We start from the raw sequence: 13,238 nt of genomic DNA, 5'->3' as shown, positions 1-13,238 counted from the left end.
CACTGAGGTTAATTCTAGTCAACAAACCTTAGCGCCGGGATCATTGTGGCAATTCTGCGGCGCTTTTGTGCTGTCTGTTTCTGCTGGATTCTTGCCTGATTCTCCAGCTGACTGGAGCTTTCGCCTGTGGTGCGGCAAACTTACTTTTTTGCTGCGAGAGAATTTGCCATGCCCCATGACACCCTTTGCCGCCAGCTGGCCCAGCAGGTCATTGCGTTAATGAAGCCTGGCAGCCAACCCTTTTGTCAGCTGGAAAACGTGCGCTTAATCTATGCCGATGAACCGCTGCCGCGCACACCGATGATGTATCAACCCGGCATCGTCATCCTGTTCCAGGGGCGTAAAACCGGTTATCTCGGCAGCACGGTGTTTCATTACGATGCCACCAAGTACCTGATGCTCACCGTGCCGCTGCCGGTGGAGTGTGAAACGGAGGCTACGCCAGAGGAGCCTCTGGCGGGGATTTGCCTGACTGTGGACAATGCCAGCCTGCAGGATCTGCTGATGGAGATTGGTGACGATGAGGATTTCCAGCCGCAGCCGCAAACCTCGGGGATCCATTCTGCCTTTCTCAGTGAAGAGATGTTATGTGCCGCCGAACGTCTGCTGGATGTGCTGCGCAAGCCGCGTGATGCGCGGGTACTGGGGCCGCAAATCGTGCGCGAAATTATCTACTATGTGCTGATCGGGCCGTGCGGTGGGGCGCTGCTGTCGATGATCAGTCGTCAGACGCAGTTCAGCCAGATCGCCCGTGCCCTGCGTCGTATCGAAAGCCATTTCAGTGAAAACCTCAGCGTGGAAACGCTGGCGGCGGAAGTGAATATGAGCGTGTCGGCCTTTCATCACAACTTTAAAGCGGTAACGCAAACCTCGCCGTTACAGTATCTGAAGCGTTTTCGTCTGCATCAGGCGCGTCTGATGATGCTACAGGATGGCATGCGAGCCAGCGTTGCGGCGGTGCGCGTCGGTTATGAAAGCCCCTCACAGTTCTCCCGCGAGTTTAAACGCTATTTTGGCGTGACGCCGGGAGAAGAGGTCAGCCGCGTGCGTCAGACGATATTTGAATCACCCGCTGACGCCGTGCCGCTGCTATGACGCCTTAGGGCGTCTTTTTTTCCAGATCACCAGGATACTGCCTGCCAGGCCGACAAACAGCAGCACGACAGGCAGCAACATCAGTATCGCCATCACCTGATCTTCATGGCGTTTAATGAAGGGCACCTGGCTGATGCCGTAGCCAAATGTCACCACGATGCACACCCACAGCAGCCCGCTCAGCCAGTTAAACAGCTGAAAGCGACCATTCTGCAAACCAGAAATGCCCGCCATGGTTGGCAGCAGCGTGCGCACAAATGCGAGGAAACGACCGACCAGCAGCGCCATCAGCCCGTGGCGATTAAACAGCTGCCAGGCACGCTGATGATATTGCGCCGGCAGGTGCATCAGCCAGCTTTTCACCATTTTGGTGTTGCCCAGCCAGCGCCCCTGCAAATAACTCAGCCAGCAGCCGAGGCTGGCAGCAGTGGTTAGAATCACCATGGTCGGGACAAAGTCCATCACCCCTTTGGCAACCATCGCGCCAGCCAGCAGCAGCAGGCTATCACCCGGCAGAAAGGAGGCCGGTAACAAACCGTTTTCCAGAAACAGCGTCACAAACATCACGCCATAGACAATCCACACCACATCCGGATTGGCCAGCGCGGCAAAATCCTGATGCCAGAGTGCGTGGACAATCTCATGTAAAACACCCATCTGCTATTCCATCAAGTCACAAGGAAATTATTTTAACGGCCCGCGTAGCAGCAAACGTTGATCTTTGCCACGCGAATCCGGCCTGTTGAGCTTCTGTTGAAGATTTTAGCGTTTCAGGCGGTCAAATCCGGCCTGCAGGTCTTCAATCAGGTCGGCAACGTGTTCCAGACCAATGTGCACCCGCACCAGCGTCCCGGTAAAATCGACACCCCCTGCCGGGCGAATCGCCGCCAGTTCTTCTGGCTGATTTGCCAGAATCAGCGACTCATAACCCCCCCAGGAGTACGCCATGCTGAAGTGGTGAAAACCGTCGAGGTACGTCGCCAGCTGCTCGCTGCTCAGTTTCTCGTGCAGAATGAACGAGAACAGGCCACTGCTGCCGGTAAAATCGCGTTGCCAGAATTGATGGCCTTTGCACTGCGCCAGTGCCGGATGATTGACGCGCGCCACTTCCGGCCGTGCGGCCAGCCATCCCGCCACCTCTAATCCGCTCTCTTCATGCTGACGCAGGCGGGTGCCCAGCGTGCGCAGGCCACGGCTCGCCATATAAGCGGTATCGGCATCTACCATCTGACCCATCAGGTAGGAATTTTCACGCAGCTGATCCCAGCAGCGTGCGTTCGCCACGGCGGTGCCAATCATCGCATCGCTGTGGCCAATCAGATATTTGGTGCCCGCCTGAATAGAAATATCGACGCCATGCTCCAGAGCGTTAAACAACACCCCCGCCGCCCAGGTATTATCAAGCATAATGATGGCGTCAGGTGCTTTCGCGCGTACCGCAGCGACAATGGCTGGAATGTCCTGCACTTCCATGGTGATCGACGCGGGCGACTCAAGAAACACCACGCGGGTATTTGGCTGCACCAGCGTGATGATTTCGCTGCCGATGCAGTGATCGAAGAAGGTGGTGGTGACCTGGAGTTTGCTGAGGATTTTGGTACAAAAATCCTGGGTTGGTTCGTAAACCGCACCGCTCATCAGCAGATGATCACCCGCTTCGACGAAAGACAGGATGGCGTTGGCAACCGCAGCGGCACCACAGGGATAAAGCACGCAACCGGCACCGCCTTCCAGTTCCGTCATCGCGTCCTGAAGCGAGAAGTGCGTCAGCGTGCCGCGACGTCCGTAAAACAACTCGCCTTTCGCTCGTCCGGCGGTGGCGCGTTTTTTATCGGCCACGGTATCGAAAACCAGCGATGAGGCGCGCTGAATAACACTGTTCACTGAACCCTGAGTGTAACGTTTGCTGCGTCCCGCGCTTACCAGCGTGGTGTCTATTTTTTTCGTTGCCATCACTGCCTTTCCTGCCGCATTCCACAAAGCAACCACGTTACCACGAATCACACCTGCGCGTTGACCCTGATTGCGGAATATCAGACAGCCACCCTGGAATAAGGGGATCGCTGTGCCGCGTCCCTGCGGCCCGCGTTACATCACCCCCATAATATGCGGCAGCCACAGTGACAACGCCGGGATATAGGTGATAAGCATCAGTACCAGGAACAACATGCAGTAGAACGGCAGCATCGCGCCCACCACCTGTTCAATTTTCTGTTTACTGACCGCACTGGCGACAAACAACACCGTCCCGACCGGCGGGGTGATCAGACCGATACCGAGGTTGGTCATCATGATCATGCCGAAATGCACCGGATCGACGCCCAGCGAAGTCGCCACCGGCAGCAGTACCGGCGTCAGAATCAGGATGATCGGGGCCATATCCATCAGCGTACCGATCACCAGCAGCAGCACGTTGATGCACATCAGTATCACGTACTTATTATCCGACAGGCTGGTAAAGGCCGCGGTAATGGCAGTGGGCAGCTGCATAAAGGTCATCACCGCACCAAAACCGGCGGCGAAGGCGATCAGCACCATCACAATGGTGACGGTTTTGATGGTGCGAAACAGCAGAATGTGTAGCTGGTTCCACTTAAAGTCACGATAGATAAACATGGTGACGAAGAACGCCCACAGGCAGGCAATGGCGGCGGATTCTGAGGCGGTAAAAATCCCGGACAGGATGCCGCCCAGAATGATGACGATGGTAAACAGCCCCCAGAAGGCATCAAAGAAGATCTTCAGCGCCTGACGAAACGGGATAGCTTCCCCTTTGGGATAACCACGTTTGCGTGCGAAGCCGAGACACATCACCATCAGGCATGCGCCCAGCAGCAGGCCGGGGAAAATACCGGCGACAAACAATGATGAGATGGTCACCACACCGCCGGTTGCCAGCGAGTAGATCACCGAGTTATGGCTGGGGGGCGTGAGCACCGCCTGCACCGAACCACTGGCGGTCACGGCGGCAGCAAAATCGCGTGGATAACCTTTCTCCTCCATCTGCGGGATCATCACCGAACCAATCGAGGCGGTATCCGCCACCGATGAACCGGAAATGGCACCGAAAAAGGTGGAGGCGACAATATTCACCAGCGATAACCCGCCACGAATAAAGCCGACAAAGATGTAGGCAAAGTTCACCAGTCGCCGCGCAATGCCGCCCTCAGCCATAATCGCCCCGGCCAGAATAAAAAACGGGATGGTGAGTAATGAAAATTTGTTGATACCGTTGGTGACCTGTATCACCACCGCTTCCAGCGGCAGGTCGATCCACCAGGCACCGATAAAGGCGCTAAACCCGACGGCGAAGGCCACGGGAAAGCCGACCAACAGCAACAGGATCAGACTGCCAATCAGGATGAATGCGTCCATCACGATGCTCCGAAGTTAGTGTGTGCCGCCAAGGGTGACGATTGAGCGCTGGCTCTGGTCACCGTTCAGCAGGCGCTCCAGGGCAAACAGCAGGGTAAAAAAGGTGCCAATGGGGATCGGTAAATACATCTCGCCATAGGTAACATTGGGCAGCGAGGCCAGTGGCTGAATCCACATCGCTGCGCACAGGCTGTAGCTGGCGCGAAACAGAATCAGACACAGGGCGATCAACAGCAGATTGCACAGCAGCAGCGCCCATTTTTGCCCGGCTGGCGACAGACGATCGGTGACCATCGACACGCAGATATGGGTGCCTGCGCGTAGCCCTACCGGTGCGCCAATAAAGGTAAAGATGATCATGCAGATAATCGCCACCGGCTCCGGCCACGAGAGCGCGCTGTTCATTACGTAACGCGCAAAGATGCCAATCGGAATCACCGTGACCATGATCATCAGCGCCGCCGCGGCAACCCACATGCACAGCAGGTACAACCCATCCATCCAGCGGGAATATGCGTTCATTGTTCGCATCCTGAGTGAGACGCCACGCGGCTGCATGGCGCAAAAGGGTTATTTCACCTCGGCGATCTGCGTCATCAGATCCTGATATTTACCGCCAAACTGATCGCGCACCGGCTGGGTGGCTTTGACAAAGTAGTCACGATCGGTCTGCTGGAAGGTGACGCCGCTGGCTTTCATCTTCTCCACCGACTGCTGGGTGTAGCTGGCCCACAGCTGACGTTCTTCATCCTGAGCTTCTTTACCCAGCTTTTTCAGCAGCGCCTGATCCTCTGCGGAGAGTCGATTCCACGAGGTTTTGGAAAACAGGATCATCTCCGGCTGAATAAAGTGGCCGGTCAGGGTGTAGTACTTCGCCACCGGCAAATAGTTGTGGGCAACAAAGGTCGGCGGATTGTTTTCCGTGCCGTCAACCACGCCAGTTTGCATGGCACTAAATACCTCGCTGACCCCCATCGCCACCGGGTTGGCACCCATTGCTTTCAGCGTGGCAAGGGAAATGGCGCTGTTTTGCACGCGAATCTTCATGCCCTGCAAATCTTCAGGTTTGGTCAGCGGTTGTTTGGTGATCATGTTGCGCGTACCGGCATCGGTCCAGCCGAGGAACACCATGCGGGTGTTGGGGTCCTGATCGAATTTAGTGACGATCTGCTCGCCTACGCTACCATCCAGCACTTTGTGCATATGATCTTCATCGCGGAAGATAAACGGCAGGGTGAGCACGCTGGTTTCCGGGGCGATGGTGGTGACCGGTGCCAGCGACACGCGGATCATATCGATCGCGCCCAGCTGTACCTGTTGCAGGGTCTGATCTTCATCGCCCAGCACGCCACCGGCATAGACTTTCATCTCCAGACGGCCATTGGTAGCCTGTTTGAGTTTGTCACCCATATGCTCCAGCGCCACCACCGTGGGATAACCGGCGGGCTGCACTTCCGCCACCTTGAGCACTTTGGCCTCGGTGTTAAAGGCCAGCAGGGCGAATATGGAGGACAACGAAACTGCGAGTAGTCGTTTTTTCAGCGTCATTTTTTACTCCAGCATTGAGATATCGAAATCGCGCGGTGCAAAAACACCACGAATGGGCAGGGCTGGCTCAGAATAGTGAAAAACAGGTGGCGAAAAACCGGGCAGATGTTGATTGAATGAATTGCATCACATTTTGAAACGTTGTTTTAATAATTTTACATGCTGCATCACATTTATAAAACTGGCGCGCATCCGGAGACACATTCAACAGAAACTGTGGAGAAAAAGCGCACCTTTCGTTTGTAAATAGTAATGAGAACTACTATCAATTCGACCCGGTAATTTGTTATGATCCGCGCTCGATCGTGAACTGTGCAATTGAAGTTGGAGACGCAGCGTGGTAGCCAGTGATTTGATGCAGACGGATCTCTCCGTCTGGGGCATGTATCATCATGCCGATATCGTGGTAAAGGTGGTAATGATTGGCCTGTTACTGGCCTCCGTGGTGACCTGGGCACTCTTCTTCGGCAAGTTTGCCGAGCTGAGTTCAGCGAAACGTCGCCTGAAACGTGAACATATCGCATTGAGTGAAGCGCGCTCGTTAGATGAAGCTTCACGTACCGCTGCCAGCTTCAAAGGCCATAGCCACAGTGCCGTGCTGCTGAATGATGCGCAGAACGAGCTGGAACTCTCCGCAGGCACGGAAGACACCGACGGCATTAAAGAACGTACCAGTTTCCGCCTTGAGCGTCGTGTCGGGGCCTTTAGCCGTCACGCGGGTCGTGGCAATGGCTTCCTCGCCACTATCGGTTCGGTTGCCCCCTTTATCGGCCTGTTCGGCACCGTCTGGGGCATTATGAACAGCTTTATCGGTATCGCCCAAACCCAAACCACTAACCTCGCCGTTGTCGCGCCGGGTATCGCCGAAGCGCTGCTGGCGACCGCGATTGGTCTGGTGGCGGCTATCCCGGCTGTGGTCATCTACAACGTGTTTGCCCGTATGATTGCCGGTTACAAAGCCTCGCTGGGCGACGTCGCGGCGCAGGTGCTGCTGTTGCAGAGCCGCGATTTGGACCTGGGAAAAGTGAATAACGAAGTGGCTCGTCCGTCTGCCGCACAGAAACTGCGCTTAGGGTAATTACGATGGCGATGCGTTTAAACGACGATCTGGAAAGCGATGGCGAAATGCATGAAATCAACGTGACGCCGTTTATCGACGTGATGTTGGTTCTGCTGATCATCTTCATGGTGGCCGCACCGCTGGCAACGGTGGATGTGCGCGTTAACCTGCCTGCTTCCACCAGTGCGCCGCAACCGCGTCCGGAAAAACCGGTCTATCTGTCGATTAAAGAAGATAATCAGGTCTATATCGGCAATGATCAGGTAACGAAAGAGACGCTGGTCAATGCGTTAACCGCACAGACCGAAGGAAATAAAGACACCACGATCTTCTTCCAGGCAGATAAGTCGGTGAGTTATGAAACCCTGATGTCAGTAATGGATCAGCTGCGTGAGGCCGGATATTTGAAAATTGGCCTGATGGGTATGGAAACGGTGAAAAAGTAGTTTCACCCAGGGTTATGAGGGCGTCCAGATGGACGCCCTTTTTGTTATGAGTCCTGGCTGAGTAAAACAGGAAATCACGAATCGATGCCATAAATGGGCAATTATTCTGTGGATCGTTTTTGTTAATACTTCGTTACTTATAACCCTGCTTTTGTAAAGTGCAATGGTGAAGGTGATCACATTCATCCGCTAACGGCCACGCTAAAAGAAAGCCTTATGCATGGAAGAAACCTGGAAAACCTATGAGCTCACCTTCGTCTTTACAAAAATCATCGCAGGGCGGTGCCAAAACCATCTTTAGCGTAACCAGCGGCAATTTCCTTGAAATGTATGATTTCATGGTCTTTGGTTACTACGCGACCGCCATTGCCAAAACCTTTTTCCCCGGAGATGACCCGTTTGCGTCGCTGATGCTGACGCTGATGACCTTTGGCGCGGGTTTTCTGATGCGTCCGCTCGGCGCGATTATTCTCGGTGCCTATATTGACCATCATGGTCGTCGTAAAGGGCTGCTGGTGACGCTTGGCATTATGGCGCTCGGTACCCTGACCATCGCCGTGGTGCCGGGTTATGCCACGCTGGGAGCGGCTGCGCCGATATTGATTCTGATTGGTCGCCTGTTGCAGGGTTTTTCAGCCGGTGTCGAACTGGGTGGGGTGTCGGTTTATCTGGCCGAGGTTGCGCCGAAGGGACGTAAGGGCTTTTACGTCAGCTGGCAATCCGGTAGCCAGCAGGTGGCGGTGATCTTTGCCGCGCTGCTGGGCCTGGGGCTGAACCATCTGCTGGAAAAAGACGCGGTTACCGACTGGGGCTGGCGTATTCCGTTTGTTATCGGCTGTATGATTGTGCCGTTCCTGTTCTGGATTCGTCGCATGCTGGAGGAAACTGAAGCCTTCAGCCAGCGCAAACATCATCCGACCATGCGCCAGATTATGCGTTCGGTGGGGCAGAACTGGGCGCTGGTATTGGCCGGTATGCTGATGGTGGTGACCACCACGGTGATGTTCTACATGATCACCGCCTTTACCCCCACCTTCGGCAAAACGGTGCTGATGATGAGCGAGAAAGAGAGCTTTCTGGTGACGCTGTTTGTCGGTCTCTCCAACCTGTTCTGGCTGCCTGTGATGGGAGCGCTGTCAGACCGTGTCGGGCGTCGTCCGTTGCTGATTTTCTTCACCATCCTGATGATCCTCACCGCCTGGCCGGTGCTGAAATGGCTGGTGGGTGCGCCAACCTTCTCTCATCTGGTGATCGCCGAGCTGTGGCTGTCGTTCCTTTACGCCAGCTACAACGGCGCGATGGTGGTGTATCTGGCCGAGATTATGCCTGCGGAAGTGCGGGCCTCAGGCTTCTCACTGGCTTACAGCCTGGCGACGGCGCTGTTTGGCGGCTTCACTCCGGCGGTATCCAGTTATCTGATCCACGCGACCGGCGATAAAGCGATGCCCGGCGTTTGGTTGTCATTCGCGGCGGTGTGCGGCTTGATTGGTACGCTGCTGATTGGCCGCATGGTGAAGCAATATCGAACGCGGCACAGCGCGACAACCGTGAATGCCTGATCTGTAGCGGCGCGATTTATCGCGCAATAAATTTCAAAACGACAAATCCACCACCACGTTATCGGTGTAATTCCCCGCCGCCGGGGTGTTCTGCGTCGTCAGAATCTGTGCGGTGTAGGTATAGCCGCGCGTCAGGCCATCGGCGCTGACGGTGGTTGAGGCACTGCTGCTCCAGCGGTCCGTGCCGGTCGGTCCCCAACGCGTGGTGGTGGTGGTTCCCTGGTAGATGTCATAACTTAACCGGTTGGTGCCACTCGCCATATTGCGCACGCCATTCGCTGCATAGCTGCCGTTACTCAATCCCACCGTATATGTGCTGCCTTTGCTGCACACCACGCTAATGGACTGCTGCACCGTGGAAAAACTGCTGACCAGCGGCGCGCTGCCAAAGCTGACGTTGGGCGCGGTGATGGTGGTGCAATCATTTGAGATCACCACCGTCACCGTAATCGGAATGGTGCCGGTGCCGGTCTGCGGTGTCAGGCAAAGATTACCAACGCCGAGGCTGGTACAGATATTGTAGGTGACATACAAATTGAACGTCCCGGTATAGGTTCCCGCCGCCACCGTTTGTCCGGTGACGGATTTCAGGTACACCGGCAAGGCAAAGTTCAGGCTGCCAAACAGGCCAGCAAGATTCGCCAGCACCGCCTGAGAAAAGGTATAAGTCGATCCCCCCACAGTCAGCTCGGTGGCGCAGGCACTGTCCATGCACAGGCGCACCGGAATATTATCGCTGCCGGTATCACCGCTGCGCTTCAGGGTACCGCGCGTACCATTAACGTTTGAGGCGCTGGCCAGCTGAAAGGTGATGGTATTATTGCCTAATAATGTTAACGCCGATCCCGCGCCACAGTTGACGTTAGCGGTGGTTGAGGTGGAGCTGATGGTTGAATTGACCACAAAGGTGGTGACCGAGCCAAAGCTGGCGGTTGACGCGGGCAGGCTACAGGCGGCCCGTGCCAGACCCGGCAGCAGCAACAATGTCAGCACTAGCAGAATTCTTTTCATGGAGTGATGCCTGAAGTTGAGTTTTCCGTATTCGGCTGCGCGGCACCGGGTGGCGGCGGGGGTAACGCGCAGGTGAGCGGGCCATAGGTCTTCAGCGCCTGTGGCTGGCCGTTGGCAATATTGAGTTCGGTGCGACAGGTGCGGCCATCTGGCGTGGTGACCTGAATCGGGTTACTGGCGTCGAGGTTTTCCATCCAGGTGATGCCGTCCCAGCCGACATACTCGGTTGCCTGCCCGGCGCGCAGGACCTGGCTGGAGACGGGCAGCGGCTGACCGTTGCTGTCATGCAGAATCACGCTGGCTGAGCGCAGTTTTTCCACCGGGAAATTCAACAGATAGCCGCTCTGGCGTTTCACCGCAAAACGCTGCTCAACACGCGGTGAGGTCATATCGGCGGGCAGGTCCAGCGTGTCGATATCGTATTTCGCTGCGTAATAGCTACTGATTGAGGGCACCAGCAGATAGCCCTCGTCATCGGTACGCCCCATCGACTGGTTTTCATAGCGGATGTTGACGTCGGGATAATTGGTTTTCACCAGCACAAAGGCGTCGTTGATCTGGTTGGCAACGAACAGACGGTTATCCATCAACACCAGCGCACCACTGAAATCGGCCCACTGGGTGGTGTTATCGTCGTCGCCATAAAAGCCCGCCGAGGTATCCACTTTATTGTTGCGGTAGCGCAGGCTGCCCTGACGATAATCGCCGCTGTTGCCGCCCTGATTGGCCCAGGAGGCATCCCACGAGTAGCCGCCGTCACTGGGCATGGCGCGCGACAGATACACCCGCTGGTTGTTTTCTCCCTGCTGATCGCGTTCCATGCTGACCGAGGCGCTGCCCTGTTCGCCGAACGGGATCACCAGCGAAATCGCGCCGCTCCATTCCCCCTGCTGCTGGTCACGGCTGGCGGAGATATACAGGCTGCTGTTGCCCCAAATGTTTTTACTCCACGACAGGTTCCACAGCCTGGTGCGTTCGCCATCGCCGCTGTTGATATCGAGATACGCCAGTCCGAGGCTGCCGTATTGATTCATCGAGACACTGGCGGTGTACTGCGCACTGCGGCGTGCCAGCGAGTATGAGGTATCGTCCGAGTCGCTGCGATTGCCCACCAGTGCCAGATTGCCAAAATCCGCCGTGCGTAACGTATGCTGCGTGCCGAGGCTCAGCCAGCTGTTGTTGTACTGATAACCCCAGCTGTATTGCGTGCCCGGTTTTCCGCTCATCTGGCTCTGCGCCAGCGCACCGTTGAGCACGCCCCAGCTGCCGAGTTTGAGCATGCCACCCGCACCGCCCATCGCCACGTCATCGCTGCCTTCGGCGTGGGTTTCCAGCGTCAGCCAGTTGGTCACCCCGTAGCGATACGAGCCGCTGGCGGCGGCTGCGCCATAGTCGAAGTTCCTGATGCCGTAGTTTTCACGCATGGCCCCAGCCGAGAAGGAGTAGTCAGACAAACCTTGCTTCAGCAGGCTGCTGGAAACGTAAAAGGGCAGGGTGGTGGTGATCTGGCGACCGACCGCATCGGTGGTGGTGATAACCGCATCACCCGCACCATTGACGAAAGGGACGTTAGTCAGTGACCACGGACCGGGCTGCACATTGGCCTGGCTGGAACGATAGCCGTTAATAAACAAATCCACCGTGGAAGGCACGGCCGCCTGGCCGGAAAACTGCGGCAGCGGATAGGTGATCAGGTCAGGACGAATGCTGAAATCACGGCCAATCTGCAACCCGCCAAGGCGCACGCTGTTGGTCCAGGAAAGCGCATCGGTGACCAGATCCCCGGCGCGCCAGCTTAGTACCGCGTTCTCGTCCTCATTGCTCCACCAGGTATCGTAACGGATATAGCCATTCTGCTGCTGGGGAGCATCGCCCTCCAGTTGCTGCTGCCATACGCCGTTGCTGGAGAACTGTCCGGCGGCACCGAACACGCGCAGCTCATTCCAGGTGGCGAGGCGCGAGCCGGTATGATCGGTGCGGGTGGCGTAGAAGTCATAGTTCAGCAGCGCACCGGTGCTGGCGCGGCCGGGGTAGCGTGGGCCATTGTGCGCCTGGCCAATCACCTGGCCCGGCAACCAGTCGGGGGGAACGGTCAGCAGCAGGCGCTGACGTTGATTGTCATAGTTCACCTTGACGCCGCTTAACTGATTCACGTTAATCTGCTGCCCCTGCAACTTATCTGCGGGGATACCGGCACGTTCCAGATCGCCGCGTCGCAGCCAGAAATCGCCGTTCTTCTGTTCGACCGGCACGATATTGCCCTGCTCACCCTGATTGATGACCAGTTCCAGCATGTATTGCTGCCCTGCGGCATTGTTTTGCAACGCAGGGGGAGGCGGTAGCTCGGAGAAAGTCTCGGCGCTACTGATCAGCGGTAAACAACATATGACGCTGGTTACGGCCAGCGCGCAGGGATGGGGCGAAAGGCGCATCAACGCACAGCTGCGCTCTGCCAGTGGCCTTTATTCATTTCGGCCTTCAGGTCTCCACTGACGTCGCGACTTAGCAGCCAGCGGTTGCTGCTGTTTGCCAGCACGTAACCAAACAGACCATTGCCGATGGGGCGTCCGCCGATGGTAACATTACTCAGGCGCGCATGACCGTCGCCATTATTGGTCAGCATCAGCCAGCGTCTGCCCTCGCTGTTTTCAACCTGCCAGCTGAGATGGGGTTTGGCGCTGTCGGCCGTTAAGCCACTGCCATAGACAAACAGCGGCACGGAGTAGCGCATCTGAAAGGTCAATCCGGCCTGATTGGCACCTGGGGTGCGTGGGGTGGGGATCTCATCCAGCACCACGCGGTAGGCCATCTCCTTGCCCGCATCCGGCGGGACTTGCTTAATTAAGCGCACCAGCTGCTTCTGCCCTGGTTCAATGCGCACCAGCGGCGGGCTGGCGAGAATCTGCTGCTGCGTCTGATATTGCTCCCGCTGGTTGACCTGCTGCCAGGCGAAAATCCTCACCTGCATCAGCGTGGTGGCGTTGCCGCGGTTTTCCAGCCACAGCTCGCTGGCTTTATCGTCGGGATTGATGGTGGGATCAATCGGCCAGATCATCAGCGAGTTGGCGGCATGGCCGACGGCACTGAACGTGAACAGCGAGACCAGCAGCAGGTTTTTCATCTGTCATTCCTTCTTCGTTATTC

General features: G+C 56.5%; 12 protein-coding genes. 4 read left to right on the top strand and 8 right to left on the bottom strand.

What is annotated here, in order from left to right; translation table 11 throughout:
- The first annotated feature begins 168 nt into the window (after positions 1–168).
- Positions 169–1,095 carry an AraC family transcriptional regulator gene (locus tag CUN67_RS17185; RefSeq protein ID WP_208716501.1) on the top strand — a complete coding sequence of 309 codons (927 nt, stop codon included), beginning with the start codon at positions 169–171 and terminating at the stop codon, positions 1,093–1,095.
- Here CUN67_RS17185 and CUN67_RS17180 read toward each other — a convergent pair.
- The 5 genes from CUN67_RS17180 to CUN67_RS17160 all read right to left on the bottom strand — a co-directional run bounded on the left by CUN67_RS17180 (position 1,090) and on the right by CUN67_RS17160 (position 6,018).
- Positions 1,090–1,752: a DedA family protein gene (locus tag CUN67_RS17180; protein WP_208716500.1), complete on the bottom strand. Its 663-nt coding sequence runs from the start codon at positions 1,750–1,752 to the stop codon at positions 1,090–1,092. The two genes, CUN67_RS17185 and CUN67_RS17180, sit on opposite strands and share 6 nt — an antisense overlap.
- A 105-nt stretch (positions 1,753–1,857) precedes the next feature.
- On the bottom strand, positions 1,858–3,048 hold the full coding sequence (metC, locus tag CUN67_RS17175; protein ID WP_208716499.1) for a cystathionine beta-lyase: 1,191 nt from the start codon (positions 3,046–3,048) through the stop codon (positions 1,858–1,860).
- A 135-nt stretch (positions 3,049–3,183) separates the two neighbouring features.
- Positions 3,184–4,470, bottom strand: coding sequence for a TRAP transporter large permease (locus CUN67_RS17170; protein ID WP_208716498.1), 1,287 nt, complete (start codon positions 4,468–4,470; stop codon positions 3,184–3,186).
- A gap of 15 nt (positions 4,471–4,485) precedes the next feature.
- On the bottom strand, positions 4,486–4,992 hold the full coding sequence (locus tag CUN67_RS17165) for a TRAP transporter small permease (protein ID WP_208716497.1): 507 nt from the start codon (positions 4,990–4,992) through the stop codon (positions 4,486–4,488).
- Positions 4,993–5,040: 48 nt separating this feature from the next.
- Positions 5,041–6,018 carry a TRAP transporter substrate-binding protein gene (locus CUN67_RS17160; protein ID WP_208716496.1) on the bottom strand — a complete coding sequence of 326 codons (978 nt, stop codon included), beginning with the start codon at positions 6,016–6,018 and terminating at the stop codon, positions 5,041–5,043.
- Between the two features lie 355 nt (positions 6,019–6,373).
- Here CUN67_RS17160 and exbB point away from each other — a divergent pair, with 355 nt between their 5' ends.
- From exbB to CUN67_RS17145, 3 genes are all read left to right on the top strand, one after another.
- Positions 6,374–7,096 carry a tol-pal system-associated acyl-CoA thioesterase gene (gene exbB / locus CUN67_RS17155; protein WP_208717249.1) on the top strand — a complete coding sequence of 241 codons (723 nt, stop codon included), beginning with the start codon at positions 6,374–6,376 and terminating at the stop codon, positions 7,094–7,096.
- Between the two features lie 5 nt (positions 7,097–7,101).
- The gene (gene exbD / locus CUN67_RS17150; protein ID WP_084876831.1) at positions 7,102–7,524 is read left to right on the top strand and encodes a TonB system transport protein ExbD; all 423 of its coding nucleotides are present in this window, start codon (positions 7,102–7,104) and stop codon (positions 7,522–7,524) included.
- A 242-nt stretch (positions 7,525–7,766) separates the two neighbouring features.
- Positions 7,767–9,083: an MFS transporter gene (locus CUN67_RS17145; protein WP_208716495.1), complete on the top strand. Its 1,317-nt coding sequence runs from the start codon at positions 7,767–7,769 to the stop codon at positions 9,081–9,083.
- Between the two features lie 33 nt (positions 9,084–9,116).
- On the opposite strand, the gene CUN67_RS17140 is transcribed toward CUN67_RS17145, so the two are convergent.
- Genes CUN67_RS17140 through CUN67_RS17130 form a run of 3 tightly spaced genes read right to left on the bottom strand, consistent with a single transcriptional unit; the run spans position 9,117 to position 13,215 of the window.
- A complete protein-coding gene (locus tag CUN67_RS17140) occupies positions 9,117–10,094 on the bottom strand; it encodes a Csu type fimbrial protein (RefSeq protein ID WP_208716494.1) in 978 nt (325 codons plus the stop codon).
- Positions 10,091–12,526 (bottom strand): fimbria/pilus outer membrane usher protein, encoded by a 2,436-nt coding sequence (locus CUN67_RS17135; RefSeq protein WP_254711362.1) that lies wholly within the window; start codon positions 12,524–12,526, stop codon positions 10,091–10,093. Before CUN67_RS17135 ends, CUN67_RS17140 begins: the two co-directional genes overlap by 4 nt.
- Positions 12,526–13,215 carry a fimbrial biogenesis chaperone gene (locus tag CUN67_RS17130; protein WP_208716492.1) on the bottom strand — a complete coding sequence of 230 codons (690 nt, stop codon included), beginning with the start codon at positions 13,213–13,215 and terminating at the stop codon, positions 12,526–12,528. The genes CUN67_RS17135 and CUN67_RS17130 overlap by 1 nt, the downstream gene beginning before the upstream one ends.
- Positions 13,216–13,238 lie beyond the last annotated feature (23 nt).

It is taken from the genome of Pantoea cypripedii, from assembly GCF_011395035.1.
Classification (GTDB): Bacteria; Pseudomonadota; Gammaproteobacteria; order Enterobacterales; family Enterobacteriaceae; genus Pantoea; species Pantoea cypripedii_A.
This window is presented reverse-complemented; position numbering and strand designations above follow the sequence as displayed.